This window comes from Bacillus timonensis, assembly GCF_004799755.1.
Lineage (GTDB): Bacteria > Bacillota > Bacilli > Bacillales > Bacillaceae_L > Ferdinandcohnia > Ferdinandcohnia timonensis_A.
On sequence record NZ_SLUB01000008.1, the window covers coordinates 17,273 to 37,329 of the forward strand.

Annotated in this window: 11 protein-coding genes; 9 read left to right on the forward strand and 2 right to left on the reverse strand. The window is 39.1% G+C overall.

What is annotated here, in order from left to right:
• The first annotated feature begins 278 nt into the window (after positions 1-278).
• The 6 genes from E1I69_RS06645 (at position 279) to E1I69_RS25190 (ending at position 7,965) form a co-directional block, all read left to right on the forward strand.
• Positions 279-1,532: an MFS transporter gene (locus E1I69_RS06645; protein WP_136378820.1), complete on the forward strand. Its 1,254-nt coding sequence runs from the start codon at positions 279-281 to the stop codon at positions 1,530-1,532.
• Between the two features lie 211 nt (positions 1,533-1,743).
• Entirely contained in the window at positions 1,744-3,117 is a 1,374-nt protein-coding gene (locus E1I69_RS06650) for a hypothetical protein (protein ID WP_136378821.1), read from the forward strand.
• 321 nt (positions 3,118-3,438) lie between these two features.
• Positions 3,439-6,828 carry a phosphodiester glycosidase family protein gene (locus E1I69_RS06655; protein ID WP_136378822.1) on the forward strand — a complete coding sequence of 1,130 codons (3,390 nt, stop codon included), beginning with the start codon at positions 3,439-3,441 and terminating at the stop codon, positions 6,826-6,828.
• A 158-nt stretch (positions 6,829-6,986) separates the two neighbouring features.
• Positions 6,987-7,364 carry an SET domain-containing protein gene (locus tag E1I69_RS06660; RefSeq protein WP_136378823.1) on the forward strand — a complete coding sequence of 126 codons (378 nt, stop codon included), beginning with the start codon at positions 6,987-6,989 and terminating at the stop codon, positions 7,362-7,364.
• Positions 7,365-7,451: 87 nt separating this feature from the next.
• Entirely contained in the window at positions 7,452-7,661 is a 210-nt protein-coding gene (locus E1I69_RS06665; protein WP_136378824.1) for a hypothetical protein, read from the forward strand.
• A 169-nt stretch (positions 7,662-7,830) separates the two neighbouring features.
• Positions 7,831-7,965 (forward strand): hypothetical protein, encoded by a 135-nt coding sequence (locus tag E1I69_RS25190; RefSeq protein WP_278186150.1) that lies wholly within the window; start codon positions 7,831-7,833, stop codon positions 7,963-7,965.
• Between the two features lie 72 nt (positions 7,966-8,037).
• On the opposite strand, the gene E1I69_RS06675 is transcribed toward E1I69_RS25190, so the two are convergent.
• Both E1I69_RS06675 and E1I69_RS06680 read right to left on the reverse strand, forming a co-directional pair.
• On the reverse strand, positions 8,038-11,085 hold the full coding sequence (locus tag E1I69_RS06675) for an FIMAH domain-containing protein (protein ID WP_136378826.1): 3,048 nt from the start codon (positions 11,083-11,085) through the stop codon (positions 8,038-8,040).
• Between the two features lie 104 nt (positions 11,086-11,189).
• Complete coding sequence (locus E1I69_RS06680; RefSeq protein ID WP_136378827.1) at positions 11,190-13,169, reverse strand: WD40 repeat domain-containing protein; 1,980 nt, start codon at positions 13,167-13,169, stop codon at positions 11,190-11,192.
• Between the two features lie 436 nt (positions 13,170-13,605).
• On the opposite strand from E1I69_RS06680, the gene E1I69_RS06685 reads away from it, so the two are divergent.
• From E1I69_RS06685 to E1I69_RS06695, 3 genes are all read left to right on the forward strand, one after another.
• The gene (locus E1I69_RS06685; protein ID WP_136378828.1) at positions 13,606-14,853 is read left to right on the forward strand and encodes a sugar ABC transporter substrate-binding protein; all 1,248 of its coding nucleotides are present in this window, start codon (positions 13,606-13,608) and stop codon (positions 14,851-14,853) included.
• A gap of 69 nt (positions 14,854-14,922) precedes the next feature.
• Positions 14,923-16,224 (forward strand): alpha-glucosidase/alpha-galactosidase, encoded by a 1,302-nt coding sequence (locus E1I69_RS06690; RefSeq protein ID WP_136378829.1) that lies wholly within the window; start codon positions 14,923-14,925, stop codon positions 16,222-16,224.
• 189 nt (positions 16,225-16,413) lie between these two features.
• Positions 16,414-19,662: a hypothetical protein gene (locus tag E1I69_RS06695; protein WP_136378830.1), complete on the forward strand. Its 3,249-nt coding sequence runs from the start codon at positions 16,414-16,416 to the stop codon at positions 19,660-19,662.
• Positions 19,663-20,057: the final 395 nt, after the last annotated feature.

Consider the following 20,057-nt stretch of genomic DNA (forward strand, 5'->3'; position numbering starts at 1 on the left):
GAAGTTAATTCTTACTACTTACTCATTAAAGTTAATTTTACCAAATAATGTATTAATACAACTGTTCAATGAAATGAATGAATACACAAGAACAATCTAACATGAGACCTGCTCTGAATAGGAAGAAGTGAGGGGGGACATGATGTTTTTTGAAGTGGTGAAACGTAGGTCAACGTTTCAATGGAAACTAAGATTTTGTAAATTCAAAACGGTGATTTTACTTAAAGTTGATGGACTATGTTTAAAGGGTATGGCGGTTCCGTATACTGCTACATTATATGAATAGGACAGATTCTGTCGAATTTGGAAAAACGCATACCAATAAGCTATTATTCATATCACTTTCCATGCTTGGTGCGATGACAACTTGGTTTTCCATGACAGCTGTCTTACCAACTTTAATCGAATTGTGGGACTTAAGTAGCGGTGAGGTCAGCTATATTACGATCATGGTCAATTTCGGATTTATTGTAGGTTCATTGGTTTCGGCATATATGAATCTGCCAGATCGCATTCAACCTCATATTTTATGTTTCTGGTCTGCAATGCTAGCGGGAATCTCAACCATACTAATCGCTATACTTGCAGAAAACTTGGTTGTTGCATTGATTTTTCGCTTCTTTACCGGAGTTGCCTTGTCTGGGGTATATGGACCAGGTTTGAAACTTGTTTCCACTTGGTTTCAACTTAGGCGCGGTATGGCAATGGGAGTGGTTGTTGGCGCACTCACAATTGGCTCAGCCGGTCCCCATTTGTTCAAAGGATTTGGGATAAACTCCTGGGAGCTAGTGTTAATGATTACGGGTGGTTGTTCGATTTTATCTGGAATCTTCATGCTTTTTGTAAAGGTTGGACCTTATCCATTACCAGTAGGCGTTTTTGATCCAAACGCAATTCCACGTGCTTTTAAAAATCAAAAAGTCAGGCTTGCAAACTTTGGATATTTCGGTCATATGTGGGAGCTTTATGCGATGTGGACGTGGTTTGGACTGTTTGTAGCAGAGAGCTTTCGAACAAGTTCGATGTATAATTCTTCATCTGCCGCTTCACTCGTCACGTTTATTGTGATTTCCTCTGGATTATTTGGTGCTTGGTTTGGTGGTGTTTTTGCTGATCGTATTGGGCGAGAACAAGTGACACTATGGTCTTTAGGGATTTCTGGATCAATTGCACTCTTCATTGGATTCTTCTTCGGGAGTTCACCATGGATGATTGCTATATTTGGGGTGATTTGGGGAGTCAGTATTATTGCTGATTCAGCCCAGTTTTCGGCCTTACTAACAGAGCATACAGACCAGCGTTATGTTGGATCAACATTAACCATTCAGTTGGCCATCGGCTATGTACTTACAATCATCGTGATTTTTCTCGTGCCATTTGTTGAATCAGTTATAGGCTGGAAATATACATTCTTGATCCTTTTACCGGGTCCCATTCTTGGATTTATATCGATGTTTCGATTACATCGGTTAAAAAAGAATGAAATGATGGTTGGTCGTAACGGAGTAAACCGAGTTGAAAAGGAAGTATAGTCTTATATTTTGATAGCGCTTACAAAAATATTAATGTGAGTGATACTTTTTGCAATTAGCAAGTGAATAAAAAATTGTTTACCCTAATAAATTTTGGAGGCTATAGATATAGTCAGAAATCCACAAGGACAATGGGTGAGTAAACTTGTAGTTTTTTCCTGCTATGCTATAATTTGATTGTTTGATTTAAACATCTAAGCAGGAGGAAGAAATGAAACAACACCCATTGGTCCGCTATCTTTATCTGTTTTATGCATTCGTATTTTTGCTCCAGACGATTAATGTTTTTATAGATAGCGAGACAATCAATTATATACTTGGAGTTCTTTCGATTATTATGCTGATTGTCTCATTTCCTTTGGCATCGGGGCTTTTTAAGATTCTAGGAGGAACGTTTTTGGCGATAGGGGGATATTTATTTTTCGCGACGGGTCAGTCTCTTCATGTCATTCCTAGTTTATTAACTTCAAATCTATCATTATTAACCCTTTTAGCAATGCTTCCTTGGATGAATAGCATTGTGAGAAGTGGAAGATTTGACAGGAATTTGAATCTTCTTATGAAAGTGAATGTATCTGATCTTGGTAAATTATATCCACGGAGTTCATTAACGACTCATATTCTTGCAGCTTTTCTAAATTTATCAGCTGCAACCATCTCACATGATGTACTCAAAAGCACCTTGTCTTCTTTTAGCAAAGAAATTCGTAATTCGTTTATTACAACCGCATCCCTAAGAGGTTACTCATTAGCACTGCTGTGGAGCCCGTTGGAGATCATGGTTGCGGTATCTATATTTGCTACAGGTGTTGATTATGTCACACTCTTGCCATGGCTCATTTTGATGGCAGTTACGGCTTACCTATTAGACTCGATTTTTGGACGCATCTATTATAAAAAGTACAAATTCGAACAATCAAGTCTGACTAAGCAATCAATGATTGATAAAAAAGGAATAGGTAAAAAAATGATGCAATTCATTATTGCCCTAGTCTTATTCTTAACACTGGTGATAATGATTGGAAATCTAGTTGATTTAAGTTTTATTTTAACCGTTACGATCCTTATTTTCCCATTTTCCTTTGTTTGGTCGCTAATGATGAAAAGGCGAAGAAGCTTTTGGATAATCGGTTGGAATAATTGGAAAGAAAAGACCAATATGATGCAGAATTTTATCGTATTATTTATTTCCCTTTCGTTATTTTCTACTAGTTTAGGAGATACAGCGTTTTTGGAAGCGATTCAAAAACCACTGTCCTATGTTTCTGAATATCCGATCGTCATCTTGTTCCTAATTCAGGTGATCTTTGTTTTCTTAAGTATGTTCGGGATCCATCCAATCGCAACGGTTGGAATTTTAACCGGAATTATTACACCATTATTAGATATATTGAATCCTGTTAGTATTGCACTCGTGTTAATCACAGGCTCAGTTGCCACCTTTACAGTGGGTACGTACGGGTTACTCGTCACCTTAACAGCGATGGGCACAGGGCAAAGCCCTTATCGTATAACCGTACAAAATATACCATTTGCAATAGGTATGTGGGTACTCGGAACGTTAGTAGCCTATTTTTTATTGTAATAGCAATGGCTGATCCTTTAGTTTTAAAGACCTGAATCTTAAAAAAATTCAGGTCTTTTTTACTGTTTTTTAAATGATACCTTTCAAATCAATAGAACTTTCACATGCGAAACGTAAAACCTTCGACCTGTTTTTTGAAGAAAAATCCATTCATTTGTAAACAATTTCCCTACTTTTTTCCTGCAAAAACTTAATAATACATCAATAACCGCTTAATAATCAGTAGTTATTCTATTAAGAGATTCTTGATATAATGAAAATACACTTCAAGAATATTCAGTAAACTTTAAAATTTAATTTTAGTAGAGGGGAGATTAACGAATGAATGTAAAGTGGTGGCGAAATGTAATCATGGCCTCAGCGATTACAGTACCATTAGCACCTACAGTCCATGCAGAAAGTCAACCATCAGATGTCGCACAAGCTCGGTCAACCTCATCAGACCGAACTGAATCCGTAATTTTTGTTGGTCCAGCTGGCAAAACGCTTATTTCAAACCAATCAACTACATCGATTGGTCCTGGGGTTGAACTTACAAGTTTTGAACGATTTGATGCTAGAGGATGGTTAAATGGGGAGATTATGTCCATAGACCTCGGGAATGACAGTATTTCAACAGACTTACTTTTTCCTGGTCGTGTTTCCTCAGCCAAACCATTGTCCGAAATGGCAAAGGAAGCTGGCGCAATCGCGGGTGTAAATGGGGATTTCTTCGATATTAACAATACGAAAGCTCCTTTGGGTACTGTTGTTAGTGATGGGAAACTTATTAAGGGTCCTCAAGGTAGCCACACATTAACGGCTAGTGTAGATAAAAATGGGATTGGTCATATTTCTACCATTCTATTAGATGGAAAGATAAATCTGCCTAACGGAGAAGTTAAACTTGATGCCCTCAATCAATACGGAATTTCGAAGGATGGTATCGGTCTATACACATCTGTCTGGGGAGCAGCTGAGCGATCTCAAACTGGAAGTCCTTTATATGAGGTAATCGTTGTGGATGGAAAAGTTGCCTCTGTATCTGAAGGTGCTGGAAGTGGTGCAATTTCTGAAAATGCATTCGTACTAGTTGGACGAGAAAAGGGAGCAGAGGTGTTAAAGGCATTATCTGTTGGTGATGAAGTAACTGTGGAATACGCTCCAAAATCTGATATTGATGTTTCCTTTGCTGTTGGAGGAAATATCAAGCTTGTTGAAAATGGAGAAGTCATTACAAACTTAGACGACACGACATCTGCTCCTCGAACTGCAGTTGGATTTTCAGAAGATCGCAAAACAATGATTCTAGTAGCAATTGATGGACGTCAAACAGATAGTCGAGGGATGACTTTCAAAGAATTAGCAGAATTAATGAAGGAACATGGCGCACATTACGCTTTAAACCTTGATGGTGGAGGATCCACTACAATGGTTGCTCGAAAAACTGGCACAGATGTGAAGGCTGTGAATCAGCCATCAGATGGCTTTGAACGGTCTGTGCCGAATGGAATAGGAATTTTTGCAAAGGCTGGAAGCGGAGAATTAAAGAGTTTTGCAGTTGAAACGGTATTTGATTCAGACAAGAGCAAGCGTGTATTCCCAGGTTTAACTAGAACATTCATCGGGTTAGGTCACGATGAAAATTATTCTCCAGTTTCAGTTGGTGAAGTCAAATGGCAGGCACTTCCGGCAGATGTTGGAGCATTTGAGGGAGATGGAGTGTTCCGTGCGAAAAAGTCTGGATATGCGATTACACAGGCCCAAGTGAAATCTTCAAAAGGTTCAATGGAGATTACCGTTCTTGGTGAATTAGATCGAATTGAAGCTTCGGACGCACGATTAAGTCTTGAAATGGGACAACAATCTCGTTTTTCTGTTAATGGTTATGACAAAGACGGGTACAGTGCACCAATTGAAGCAAGGGATGTAAGCATAGATTATGATGAAACGGTCATTTCCATTATGGAAAATGTTGATGGTAGTTTTACTGTTGTTCCTAAAAAAGATGGGGATTCCGCACTAATCACTATCACAGCAAAAGATGAAGTTGCCTATCTTCCAGTTACAATTGGCCTTGCAACAAAGAATGTCGACAATTTTGAAGAAATAGGTGGTTGGTCATTTACAAAGTATCCAAGTGAAGTTGGAGCTAGCATGAGCCATGTCGAGGGTAGGAACGGAAAAGGGATTGAGCTTGCATATGATTTTTCGACAACGACAGCTACCCGCGCGGCTTATTTACAAGCATCACCAACGATTGAGTTACCTGGTGACGTGCAGAAAATCGGTCTCTGGGTAAAAGGTGATGGAAATGGTGCTTGGCTTCGTACAGTTATAGAGGATGCAGGAAACACAAGATATACACTTACACTCGCGGATCAGGTGAATTGGACCGGATGGAAGTATGTTGAAGCAACAGTACCAGAAGGAGTCCGATATCCAGTAAAGCTTTGGCGAATCTATCCAGTTGAAACAAATAAAAATAATCAGTACACAGGTCAACTGGTATTTGATGATGTAACTGTTAAAGTCCCAACATCAATAGATGTTCCTGAACAAATGAAAGATCCAGATTCGCTTATTATCCAAAATGGAGAGATAGAAAAAGGTCGTTGGACGTTTGCAGTTCTTGCAGACAGCCAGTTTGTGGCTAAGTCTCCAAACAGTTCACAAGTACAAATGGCTAGAGAATCCCTAAGGCAAATCGTATCTGCTAATCCAGAGTTTCTTGTCATCAATGGGGACCTAGTTGATACAGCATGGGAAGAAGACTTCGAACTCGCCGAGCAAATTTTGCAGGAAGAAGTAGGAGATAAACTACCCATCTATTACATTCCAGGAAACCACGAAATCATGGGACCAGGTACATTAGATAACTTCCTAGAAGTCTATGAAAATAATCGTTATTCATTTGACCATAAAGGTACAAGATTCATTTTACTAGATTCTTCGACTGGAAGTTTCCGGACAAGCGATTTCCAACAGCTACTTGATCTTAAAAAGGCATTAACCGAAGCCGCAAAGGATCCAAACGTGAAAAACGTTGTTGTAATGGCACATCATCCAACACGTGATCCACTGCCAACTAAAAATAGTCAGCTTAGTGACCGGAAAGAATCCAATCTTCTTGAGCTATTTTTAACGGAATTCCGTCAAACATCGGGAGGAAAGGGTGCGCTCTTTATCGGTGGACATGCTCATACTGTTAGTGTAGAACGTGTCGAAGGTGTTCCATACATGGTAGTTGGTCCTTCTGGAAAAGCACCATACGGTTCAGCTGACGCAGGTGGTTTTTACGAATGGACAATGTTTGGTATAGATCCAACTCCAGTACCTGCTCAGGCTAAAGGACCTGAACAATCAAACGGTCAAAGTGTAGTTTCCGGTACAGATTGGATTCAAGCAGAAGTGAATCCATTATTGTTAGACATTACCCTTCAAACACCAGAAAGGTTAAAGGTGGGAGAGACCATTAAGATCGAGGCGATTGGTCATCAAAAAGATAATCTTAACTTCCCGCTTCGTTACCCTGCAACCGTACAGTGGGAAGGTAGTGACAATGTCTTTATCGGAAGCGGGGAAGAGCTTACCCGTGCAGAAACCTCTGGTAAATATACAGCGATCTTCAATTACGAAACAGGAGATTTTAAAGCCTTAAAAGCAGGCGAAATAACTCTAAAAGTAGAAGCAAACGGAATGACAAAAGAACAAACCGTTACAATTGAATAATTGGGACAGAGGGACAGGTACATTGTCCCAAGTACACTCCTGAAAGAGAGGTTGCATTTTTTTGCAGCCTCTTTAACATTTGTGATATAAGGTTTTTATTTTATTGGATTCGTGTTAAAGTTAGAAAGAAAATCAAAAAAATTGGTAGGTATAACAACATGATTGAGATAAAAACTTCTTCAGTAAGTGATGGCGAATTTAATAGAGGCGTATTTGCTACAGTTGATATCAAAAAAGGGCAACTTATCCATGAAGCACCCGTAATTTCTTATCCGAATGACCAACATGAACACATTGAGAAAACTTTACTCGCTGATTATGCTTTTGAATATGGGATTAATCATACGGCAATTCTTCTTGGTTATGGAATGTTATTTAACCATTCCTATGAACCCAACAGTATTTATGAAATTAACTTTAAAAATCACACCTTTGACTTCTATGCGTACAAAGATATAAAAGCAGGAGAGGAAATTTTAATTAACTACAATGGCGATGTTGATAATAAAGATGAACTCTGGTTTAACAAGGACTAGATATATAACACCTCGTATTCAGTTTAGTTGAAACGGAAAACAACGAAAAAATCTCTACGAGTTGCAAATATATGGAGGTGACAAAGAATGAATAAACGATGGACAATAGGTAAAATAAAAGAATTTGTTGAGAACAATTCAGATAGTAAATTGCTTTCGACTGAATTTCATGGTTTTTCACAAAAGTTACTATTTAAATGTGCATGTGGCAGTAATTTTGAAAAAACATTAACGAAATTTAAAAATAATCACCAACGTAAATGTGATGTGTGTCAACCTCCAAAAGCGTCTCGTTAAATTAAAGGGAATAATGAACACATTCAAACAAAATTACACCAAAAAAGGTTTTCTGCCATGCGTTAGGAAACCTTTTTTTATTAAGTAGAAACGATATACACTAAACTATTCAAATAGCTTCTTGAGCATTTTACTAATTGGCACTTCTAAAGATGGAAAATCAACTCTATTGTATACAATCGTTTGGATGGATGAACCAGCCAAACCCGAAAAACCGAGTAAACCAGGAAAACCTGGTAAGTCAGGAAAGCCGGATAAATCGCGAAAACCTGAAAAACCAAGAAAGCCGATTAACCCAGGCTAACCAGAGTAATCATCACAATGTGGACTTATCAAAAATGGTCTTCTGCTCACGCAGAGGACCATTTTTTTTCTATTATTTTTTGAATGCTTCCTCAATAGAAACAACGTTATTGAGTAATGTAATTTTGATTTCGCCCGCAATGTTACTATTGTTTAGATGCTTCTGGAAATCCTTAAGATGTTTTAGTGCTTGATCTTTCTTCCCTTTTTGGTAATGCTGTTCAGCTTGTTCTAATCGGTTGCTTAGTTGTTGTGCAACTGAATGTGGAATGGTTTCTACTTTTTCGAGCTCGCTGATTTGCTTTGTTAATGTTTCGCTTGTAACACCAATGGTTACGACAAGCGTATTTGTTTTGATTTCTTCTCCATTATATGCGATGGTTGCATAAATCTCTGTTGTTCCTGCATTTTTCCCGAGAATTTTCCCATCCTCAAATGTAGCAACATCAGGATTTGAATTGATCCACTCTATTTGAGCTCCTGCTAAATTGATTGTATTTCCATTTACGAGTGTAACGGTTAAATCAATGTTTTGCTCCGTACCTTGTAGCATGGATTCACTTTCGACAGTTACTGTTCCATTTTCAAGTGGAACAGGTAGTTGATACAAGTTATGGTCAAATGAATAGTAAATATTTCCTTCCTGATCTACATCCATCAAATTGACATTACCATTAACCAATTGTTTACTTTTCATTGTTTCTGGATCGATAACAGTTAGTGTACGAGCAGCTGTTGTGTATAGGAATCCTTGGTTATCCCAGCGAATGAAGAATGGTCGCCATTGGCTTCCTCTGTTTACACCTTTATAAAGTTGTGTACTTTTTACAATTTCTCGATTATCAGGATTCATCGCGAAGATAACCGTGTTATAAGCGCCAGCCTCATCTAGTCCCCATGCTACACCCCAGACGTTTCCATCAGGACCAATGGACAATTCACCAATCATTTCGGGTTTTTCTAAACCTTTCACTTTGAGGTCAAATACTTCATGTTGCCCCGTTGCAACATCATATTCGAACATTTTTGCTTTTGGTTCAGTTGGGTCAATGCCTAGACCACCCGATATCGTGGAGCCACCAAATACTGTTCCGTTAAGATAAGCTAATCCGATGATACTTTGATTGTTAATGATATTCCGAATGGTTTTCCACTCATTCGTCTTCGCGTCAAAAATGGTAAGTGCTCCACCTAATCTTCCATAATCAGAAATGGTTCCCACAAAGAGCTTGTTATCACCAGATGTAAATGTGAAAGGTCTACTTTGATCATCTTCAATGTCTTGTACTAACTCGGGGTTTTCGCCTTTTTTACCACCAGAGAAAGTAAAAGGGCGGTTCGGATCATATTTGTAAATTTTTGCTCCACCATATGTTCCAAGATAGACATCACCATTTAGAAACCCAATTCCTTCAATTTGGTGAGGATCCCGTTCTTGTAGAATGTATTTATCAATCGCTGTATCAAAGACTCCAAAAGAACCTTGATACCCTCCCATATAAATCTTTTCATCTTCACCAATTTCTAAGCTTTGCATTAACAAACCTTGCATATCCACTTCTGGGTAGCTGACCTTTAGAGTATGTGTAGTAGGGTCGAAAATTGAGTATTCAATCTGATGATGTAAAATAGCCAACACATCTTTACCGCTTTCATCCTTTATCCAACGCATCGCTTTTGCAGGGGTAGCAGGCAGCTGTACCGTTGGTTCTACCTTTGCTGTCTTATGAGTGGTCATATCGTAGGTCCATAATTGTTGTGTATTTTTATTAATGTAGTAAAGAATATGTTCATCATATGGAGAAGGGGATGAAATGAGCCCATCAAAAGTATGCTCATCCTGCCAATCCATGGTATTCACTTCTTCACCCGTTGTCTTGTCAATCGTTACTAATGAAGTTCCATATGCAACAAAAATAAAATTACCATATTCCCAAATATTCGATATAGATGTGGATGTACCTGTAATTGGTAAATTTATTTCAGTTCTTTCACCATTTGCAAGATCCATCTTCATTAAATAAGCGGTTGTACCCATTCCAACATATAGACTATCTTTCGTAATTCCAAGTCCGCGTGCATATTGTTGACCTTCATAAAAAGTTCCTAAATCTGTAAATTGAGCAGATTCAATATCATATTCGAATACTTTTGCATGTGGATAGGTTGCTCCGTATATTTTTCCATCGTAAGAAGCTTCTAACTGCCAAACCCAATTGTCTGAAGGATTCTTACCGAGTTGCTCTAAACGTTTTTCCTTCACTACATATCTGTATAAAATTCCATTATAAGTTCCAGCAAAATAAACATTTCCATCCGCACCAACAACCATTGCCCAAACGACATCACTTCCTGGGAGGTCTTCAGAAAATATTTTTTCTCCAGTTTTAGCATCAGCTGCATAAAACGTTGCTGGTGAACCGTTCGTAGCATAGTAGAGTTCACCATCTCCAATCGCTACTCCTTGAGATTTTGCAGCCAACGTGGCAGGACCGTGATTAATGGGTTTACCAAATTCAATAGGGAAGTCTAAAATAATCGATTCTTTTTCAAAAAATCTGACATTATCATAATATCCTTTCATATTGGATGTAGATGATTGATAGATAAATATTTTAACTCCTTTTGCACCGGTGGGGGCAGTTGCTTCAATATCTACAGTTTGCCATTTATTGAACTCAGTAACCTCAAAATACTTAGCAGAGTTTGATATAATAGTACCTTTTTCATCAATCCAGCGAAGCCAAATTCCAGGCTTTCCAATTAATTCTTCAACATACAAATTGGCGGTTAATTTATATTGATTACCTTCCGTGATACCAATTTCTTGGCTGAATAAGCCAACTACTCCATTATTGTCGACAGCTAGACTTTGGGTTCCAGTATTTACAACTTTATTTGAAATACTCATTCCGGTCTTATAGCCTCCCGTCCAATACACCCATGATGGTAAATCTGCCTCGGATGTAGGTTTAGCTTCAAAATCCCCGTTCTCGACGCTCAATTCTCTCCAATTATCCTTAGCAGCTACGGAATTCGATTGTTGGTCATAGGGAAGCGTGGAGAAGACGAGTATTGTGGCAAGTAAAACGATAGAAAAAAGTCTTATTTTTTCTTTCAATTCCAATTCCTCCTGAATCCGTCATTTTTTCTGACAGGTAAAACAAATTTTACCTGTCAGATTTGATAAGAGGTGATAGCAGAGAAATGTATCTCGCTACTAATCTATCGTTCGTATTGATATAGCTTGGTACCTCTAGCAAAATAGATATTGCCATCTGGATCCATTGCAAATAGTTTCGTATCTTCTGCTAATATTTCATGTTCCAATGTATCCGGGTTGATTTTCACGATATCTCCTCGAACTTGACCATATAAATAACCATCCTCAAACTGTAAAAAACCTTCTCTCCATAAATGACTAATTGAGTCCCAACTCACTTGATACAGTTCCTTCGTCTCAACAACTTGATTAGTTTTTGTGTTGAATTTGAATAAGATGCCAGAAGTAAGCCCCCATAGGTTCCCATCATCATCAAAGGTTAGGGCTGAAATGGCTTTTTCACCAGGAACTGGAATCGTTTCAAACTGCTTTTCTCCCGTTTGCATGTTATACACAAACAATTTCGCTTCATTTTCTGTAGGAGCTATACCTAGCCCACCCCAAACAGAAGTACCACCATATAGAAGTCCGTCCTTATACGCTAATGAAATTACACTTTGATTTTCAACAATATTCCGGTGCAAGGTATAATCATTTGTAGCTGAATTAAATATCGTTAATGCACCACCAAGCTGTCCATAATCTGGAACTGTTCCAATTGCCAATAGATCACCAGCTGATTCTAAAGCGAAGGGACGATCCTGTCCCTCTGATTTTAAGCTAAAATGTTCAACTGGATTTATACCTATTTCATAGCTTTCAGTTGGATCGTAGGAATATAAGAACCCACCTGGATAAATTCCCATATACAATCTATTTTCATGGGCAATCATTCCTTCGATTTGTCCAAGCCCTTTATTCTCCGTTACTTGACCCGTTTCAAAATTAAATTCAGCAAGCCCACCAGACAAATATCCCCCAATAAAAATATTACCGTTAGGTCCTTGTGTAAGGGACTGGATACTAACCGGTTGACCACTCAATTGACCTTGTAAAATTTGATGATTTCCCGTGATTGGATTGTAGTGACGAATTTTTCCATCCCAAGCAATTGAAACCAATGTCTTACCTGGGAACTCACTATTTTCAAATTTCGCCAAACCGAAATCTCTAGCAGAAAATAAGTTGTCAAAACCAGTTGGTGTTAGTTTTAATGAGTTTAAATCGTAGGAATATAACTCTTCATTTTTGATTAGATAAACCAAATTACCAGGACCCGGTTCGGAAACGTCAAGTCCATTTGCACCATCAATTTCATCGAGGATTTTCATTGTTTTCAAATCGAAAACGAGTATTGTATTACTAGAACCGGTTGCCCGAGCAAACATCTTATTTCGAATTACATCAATATCATAGATATAGGTCTGTTTTGAATACTTTTCAGGTAGTGAAATCTCTACTTTTTGACCAGTATGTATATCTACTTCGATAAGGTTTGCTCCTTGAGTTCCAAGCCCTACATAAAGTTTATCTTTATAAATATCAAGACCCCTGGCGTATTGTTGGCCTTCTTTGACTTGACCATAATCACGAAATTTCTTAGTTGCAGGATCATATTGAAAGACTTTGCCGCTTGGAAAGGTTCCACCATAAATACGACCATCCTCATCTGACTTAATGCGCCAAATAAAAGATTCACCTGGTATTGGATTTCCTAGATTTTCTACATGGTCAGCACCTGGAACATACTTAAACAATGAGGCACTAGAGTACGTTCCGATATAAACATTCCCCGTGGGATCAACTGTGACACCCCATGCACCACTTGCTCCATCAAGTGGAAAACTCGCAACGCGTTCTCCAGTTTTTGCATCTAGTACATTAAACACAGCAGGGGAACCATTAGCGACCGCGTATACCCAATCTTCACCATTTGGACCTTTTCCATAATCAGCAGCGGGAACGGAAACGGAATTAAGCACCGTGCCAATCTCACGAATATTGTTTTCTGCCGCAAATGTATGATGGCTAACCAATACACTTGAAAATAAAGAGAAGACTAGTGCAGATATCAAAAAATACGTAAATGTTTTACCCTTCATTGCATTCCATCCTTTCTTTTTTAGTAGAGGGGGGTATTAAAGTTAGAAACGATTATAATAATCCTTTCTCTACTCTTTCGAAAACGCATATAACTCTTTTCGGAAAAACACCTCCATTCATAAACTTCTTTTTGTAAAAGAGTGAGTGCAACTATTAATAATTTTCTGATTTCAACTAAAGAATAATGAAAGAATTTAGTCTTTAAAATGACGATATTACTTTTGAGTCTAAAGTAGTAGTGGTCTAAAACCTATATATAGTACAAAAGGTTGGTTTTCTATTATGTAAATTTAAAGACAGTTTTCAGACTTGTCCAACTTTTGTGAAATCAATACAATGAAGTAGATTTAATTAAGTTCTATCAAAAAGAGGGAAAGAGGTGATTATTTATTGGTTTTTAGTAACTTTACTAAAACAAAGGGAGGGGTTTAACTAATGAAAAGATTAGGTTTTCTGTTATTTCTAGTTATTTTAGGAATAGCTTTATCTGCATGCAGTTCAAATGAAGATTCGAGTAAGGCCAATGGAGGGGAAATTTCTGGTGAGATAACAGTTTGGGCACATCCATATACGGGTGGTGCGGAAGAAGAAACTGCGATGTGGGACGAAATGATTGCTTCTTTTGAAGAGCAATACGATGTAAAAGTAAATTTTGAAACCATACCATGGGCAAACCGTGATCAGAAAATACTTACCGCACTTGCTTCAAACACGGGGCCAGATATTTTTTATGCCATTCCAGACCAAATGCCACAATATGCTGATGTAGGTATGTTAGTAGAACTTGATCCGTATTTAGAAAACAACGATATGGATGATTTTGTTGAAACAGCATTAATGGCCACCCAGTGGAAAGGTAAAACTTACGGTCTACCAATATTACAGGAAGCAACAACATTCTTTTATAATGTCGATGTCATTGAAGCAATAGGAGAAGATCCAAATAATCTTCCGCAAATATGGGATGAATTTAAAAAATGGGCTGAAAAAGCGAAAGCGAATGGGTATTATGCCATGAGTTATCCAGGTGGTGGATCCATGAACCACACATTATATCCATGGCTTTGGCAGGCTGGCGGAAATGTTGTAAATGAGAATAATGAAGTTTTAATCAATAGCCCAGAAGGTTTAGAAGCCTTTGAATGGATTAATGACATGTATCAAAAAGGGTGGATTCCTGAGGATTCAATAACAGCTACAGATCATAACGGATTATGGTTAGGCGGAAAAATATTAGCTGTGATGGGATCGGCTGATTTAATTTCTGTTTTACAAGAAGAGGGAGATTTTGATTTTGTTATTTCACAACCACTAAAAAATAAGGAACAATACGCTTATGGTACGACAGGAATGTTTGTTGTAGCTTCTAATAGTGATAATCCCGATGCAGCGGCTGAGTTTTTAAAAACAATTACTAATGCAGACAATCAAAGAACATTTAATTCCTTAACAAACTTTATACCTACAAGGGAATCGGCTAAAGATATTTTTGCTGAAGGAGATCCTTTAGGTTATGTTGCAGCGAACACACAATACGCACTACCTGGGGTCATCCATCCGAAGGGTCGGGCAATCATGCCATTAATTCAGGCAGAATTACAAGCAATGATGGCAGGAGAAAAAACCCCACAGGAAGCACTTGATGCTGCAGAAAAAGCAATTGAAGATGAGCTTGCAAAGTAACGTAGCTCTATATATAAATAAAACGACAAGAACCTAGGAAATTCACGTAAATAAGGTGGGATTACTTTAATGTCAAAAATAACCATCATTGGAGCCGGAAGTACAGCTTTTGCTAAAAACTTGTTAGGAGATTGCATGACCGTAGAAGCATTTCAAGATTTTGAATTTGCGCTATTTGATATTGACCATGAAAGATTAAAAGAATCGGAAGCGATGTTAACAAATCTAAGGAATAGTCTTAAGTCAACTGTTAAAATTGTTTCCTATACGGATCGTAAACAGGCTTTAAGTAATTCAAAATATGTAATCAACACGATTCATGTAGGTGGATATAATCCGGGTACAATCACTGACTTTGAGATACCTAAAAAATATAACCTACTTCAGACCATTGCCGATACAGTTGGAATCGGCGGTATTTTCCGGAGCTTACGTACGATTCCCGTTCTTATGGACATCGCTAAAGATATGGAAGAAGTTTGTCCTAATGCTTGGTTTTTAAATTATACAAATCCAATGGCGGTTTTGACTGGTACTATGTTACGGTATACCAATATTAAAACCGTTGGCTTATGTCACAGTGTCCAAGTATGTGCTGATAGGCTACTAGATTCTCTGGAAATGCCTAATGACAATATACAATGGAAGATTGCAGGTATTAATCATATGGCATGGCTGTTGGAAATTACGCGTAACGGAAAAGATTTGTACCCAGAAATCAAGCAAAGAGCAAAGGCAAAACAAAGCATGAAACATGATGATATGGTTCGATTCGAATTAATGAAACACTTTGGTTATTATGTCACCGAGTCCTCGGAGCATAATGCCGAATATCACCCGTACTTTATTAAAAGCAAATATCCGGAGTTAATTGATCGTTTGAATATTCCATTGGATGAATACCCAAGGAGATGCGTCAATCAAATTGAAGGCTGGAAAAATATGCGTAAGTTTTTGGTAAATAACAAAAATCTAACGCATGAGCGTACACATGAATATGGCTCACACATTATTGAGGCAATGGAAACAAATGTACCTTTCAAATTTGGGGGTAATGTCTTAAACACAGGTGGTTTGATTAGTAATCTACCAGAAAAAGCATGTGTGGAAGTTCCTTGTGTTGTTGACCGAAGCGGAGTTGCTCCTACTTATGTTGGCGAGCTCCCTGAACAATTAGCAGCTTTAAATCGAACAAATATTAATACGCAATTACTGACCATCGAAGCCGTAATGACGAGGAAAAAAGAATATATTTATCAAGCTGCTATGCTAGACCCACATACAGCGGCAGAACTGTCTCTAGATGAGATTGTTTCATTATGTGATGACCTCATTGAAGCACATGGGGAATGGTTACCAATGTTTAATTAATTGAAATATAAAAGTCTATCAAATGTTCGTAGACTATAGTTTGACCCTAATATGCCCAGTTCAATTTGTATTCCTTTACCCTTAGATCGAAAGGGAGAAAATTAATTAACTTATATTGTAAGCGTTTGTAATTAAATTACGTCTTGAATAAAAAAAAACCATGAAAATATTAATAGAGGAGGTTCTTTAATGAAAATAGGTATGCATAGCGCCCTCATATCCATGATGTGCTTACTTCTCACTATAGCTGGTTTTGGTGGAGAAACAGCTTCTGCAACCGAAAGCAAGCTTTCACAGAAAATATACGGGAGCCCCGAGGAGCTTCTATATCCCAATAATTATACGGTCGCTGTGTTTAACGGCACTGTCGGCAAGGAAGATGGGCATAATGTGCTTTACGCCACAGCGAAAGGAAAGCCGGGTTATTTGAATGTCATCGACTTGGATAATTACAAGCTGCTACGAAGTATCCCGATTGCTCCATCGGAAAGTTCGTGGGCACACACTATAGCCCCAGACGGATCGTTATACCTTGCTGCTGATGGAAGCGGAGCGAAGTTATGGAACTACTCACCTGTAACAAAAACCCCAGTGATGGTGGCCGAATTTGCTGGGCAATCCGTACCGAACAGCATTACCACGGATGAGCAGGGGCGTGTTTACGTAGGTACGTATCCAGGGGGCAAAGTATATCAGTACGATCCTGCCACCAAGCAAACGAAAGATTATGGCCGAATGATCGGTGCTTTAGATCAGGAATATGTTCGTTCGATTGCTTACCAGGGTGGAAATATTTATGCAGGTACAGCTCATAAGCAAATTGTCAGGGTCAATCTTGAAACCGGCGAAAAAACAAATATTGCGGGTTCTCTCAATGTAAAAGAAGACACAGTATATGACTTAAGCACCATTGATGACCGTTATTTGCTAGCTCGTTATACGGACGGCAGCGGGGTTCCAGGAGAAGGTTTTATCTATGATACTCAGACGGAAACTTGGCTCGACGTTGTATTAGAAAATCTAGTGGGGCTCCATGCTACGGATTCATTGGATGGAAAATTGTATTTCCTAGCCGACAAGCAGTTGAAAACATTCGACTTGACCAGCCACCAGGTAGAATTGACTGGCATGACATACGGCAGCGGGTTCCGAGGGGTGGATTGGGTTGAGTTTCCGAACAAGCCTGAGCTGCACGGTAAAAATTTAGTGACCGTTCGTTATGATGGTGGCGTAACAATCATGAATATCGAGACAAAACAGGTTCATACCTACCCTCCTATTGTTCCTGGATTGCCAGGAGTTGTTAACCAACTTAGTGCGGTCTCAGAAACTCAGTTGATAGCAACAGGATCGCAGGCGAGATCTTCTCTTGTTAATCTTGAAAGTAATACGACTCAGCCGTTTAATATTGGGCAGGCTGACAGTGTATATACAGTAGGGAACAAAGTGTATTTGGGAGTATATCCAGAGGGCGCGTTATACGAATACGATTTATCCGCGGAACCGAGCAGTACGAATCCGAAAAGTCTAGCGGTTCTAGGCAACCAACAAGAACGGCTTGTAAACATTACGGGTGGCAATGACAAAATCTATATTTCGACGATTTCTGGTTATGGAACCTTGGGAGGTTCTCTAACGGTATATGATCCTTCAACTGGGGAAACTCGTGTGCATCGTGACGTTGTCGGGAACCAAAGCGTGTTAAGCACAACGTTTCATGATGGCAAGCTATTTGGCTCTACGACCATACGTGGCGGTCTTGGCTCAGAGCCAACTGAAGCTGAAGCGAAGATTTTTGTTTGGGATACGGAAAATGAAGAAAAAATCGCTGAATTTCCGCTTCGTATTCCGGGCTTAGATAAGCCAATCTTTATCGGAGATCTCTCAGTAGGGCCTGACGGATTGATCTGGGGAGCTTCTTATGAGTTTATCTTCGCGATTGACCCAGACACGTACGAAGTTGTTAAAAGCAAGAAAATCTATCCGAAGCTTAATTTCAGTCATTGGGCTCACCATCCTCTCCGATGGTCTGAGGACGGATTGCTTTATGTCCTCTTCAATAACAAGCTGACAGTGATTGATCCGGAAACGTTGGAATCTCGTACACTGACCGATGCATCGCGCTTTGATTTAGGTCTGGACGGCCACGTTTATTTTACAGATGCACAGACGAACACCATTCTTTACCGAATGGAAGTGGACGGGGAGATCAAGGAGCCGTTCCCGGATGTTTCGGTTCCTGTGAAAAACGCAGGTTTTGAAGAGGGGGGAAGTACGAATGCTATACCAGGATGGAGTCCGCTCTTTGCTACCGGTAATGGCTACACATATGAGCTTAGTAGCGAGAAGAGCTTCACGGGCAGCTATAGCTTAAAGACGACAGATACGCTGCGGGATGCTTCTGTGGCAGTTATTAGTGACAGTATCCCTGTAATTTCGGGAGAAGAATACGAAGCTGGAGTCAATTTGTACATTAAATCGGGTCAGCCAGGCTTTATGTTTCGCTTCTTTGATAAGAACAACGCTGTAATCTCGACACTGGAAACACATTTAGACGAATCCCGCGTATCACAATGGCAGAAGGTGATCCTTAGAGGCAAGGCGCCTGCTAATGCGGCTTATGCAAAATTAATAGCCGTTACGTCGCGTTATAATATTTCTGAAGCGTATTATGACGATTTCACTGTGAAATATAAGGATAAGGTTGTTCCTGTATCGCTAGCAAGTTTCGACCCAGTTCCGAACGAGAACGGCTGGACTAACAAAGATACCGTTATTTCGATTGCATCAGACAATGCCTATTCAATCACTTATTCAGCAGAAGGAGCACAATCTGTGGACCAGGTAACGGTAAAAGGAAATGCAGTTCAAGTACCTATAATTCAGGAAGGCAAAACAACGATCACGTATTATGCTACAAACTATTCCGGTGTTCAAGAAGCGCCGCAGACGCTTGAAGTGAGCATCGACAAGACTGCCCCGGTTGTTCAATTTGTTGCTCAAACGGAGTATTCCATATCAGAAACTGTCAAAATTAGCTGCACGGCATCAGATATCTTGTCCGGCTTGACAGACGACCCGTGCACAGGACTGTTATTAGAGCGACCAGCCTACGAGCTTGAGCCGGGAAGCCATGACATTACTGTCACTGCTGAAGACAAGGCCGGTAATAAAACAAATACCACCTTCACCTTCCAGGTCACTGTGAACTATAAAGGACTGGCTGGGCTTGCTCGTCAGTTTGCTGGTGAGGACACCGAGCTTGCTAATGCATTATCTAGTAAGCTTGAAAATGCGCAAAACGCGGAGGAACGTGGAGATGCAAACGCCAAGACTGGAATGATTCAAGCATTTATCAACCAGGCAAAAGCTCAAAAAGGGAAGAAATTAACAGAGGATCAAGCGCAACTTCTTATTGAATTCGCAGGGTATTTGTAAAGGGGAAAATTGTAAGATTTAAGCTTAGCAGATATTAGGTGTATAACATTCTGGTTCTGCTAGGCTTTCTATTTTTAAATTTTGCAATTAGCAGTGATGAAGACCTACATATTAATAAAGAAATGAGGTGAAGCTGGTGCCAAGAACTGCTCCAGCAAGTTCAGTATTCACCCCAAGTTTCAATCCGTGATGCAGTTTTGGAAATCTTTGTGTAGGATATAGAAAAAGAAGAAAATTAAAGAAGTTTCTTTAGGTATAGATGGACTCTATAGTCCTCATGCAATCGGTGGACTTTCAATTGTTCCTGATGAATTACTTTGGGGAGCTGTGAATGGAATTGTGTTTGAATGGATCAAGTAGATAACGGAACGGATAAAACGATTACGGTAACAGTT

Bases quoted from the DNA above. Each gene is read 5' to 3' on its own strand.
- E1I69_RS06645 (WP_136378820.1), top strand. From the start codon at position 279: ATGAATAGGACAGATTCTGTCGAATTTGGAAAAACGCATACCAATAAG.
- E1I69_RS06650 (WP_136378821.1), top strand. From the start codon at position 1,744: ATGAAACAACACCCATTGGTCCGCTATCTTTATCTGTTTTATGCATTC.
- E1I69_RS06655 (WP_136378822.1), top strand. From the start codon at position 3,439: ATGAATGTAAAGTGGTGGCGAAATGTAATCATGGCCTCAGCGATTACA.
- E1I69_RS06660 (WP_136378823.1), top strand. From the start codon at position 6,987: ATGATTGAGATAAAAACTTCTTCAGTAAGTGATGGCGAATTTAATAGA.
- E1I69_RS06665 (WP_136378824.1), top strand. From the start codon at position 7,452: ATGAATAAACGATGGACAATAGGTAAAATAAAAGAATTTGTTGAGAAC.
- E1I69_RS06680 (WP_136378827.1), bottom strand. From the start codon at position 13,169: ATGAAGGGTAAAACATTTACGTATTTTTTGATATCTGCACTAGTCTTC.
- E1I69_RS06685 (WP_136378828.1), top strand. From the start codon at position 13,606: ATGAAAAGATTAGGTTTTCTGTTATTTCTAGTTATTTTAGGAATAGCT.
- E1I69_RS06690 (WP_136378829.1), top strand. From the start codon at position 14,923: ATGTCAAAAATAACCATCATTGGAGCCGGAAGTACAGCTTTTGCTAAA.
- E1I69_RS06695 (WP_136378830.1), top strand. From the start codon at position 16,414: ATGAAAATAGGTATGCATAGCGCCCTCATATCCATGATGTGCTTACTT.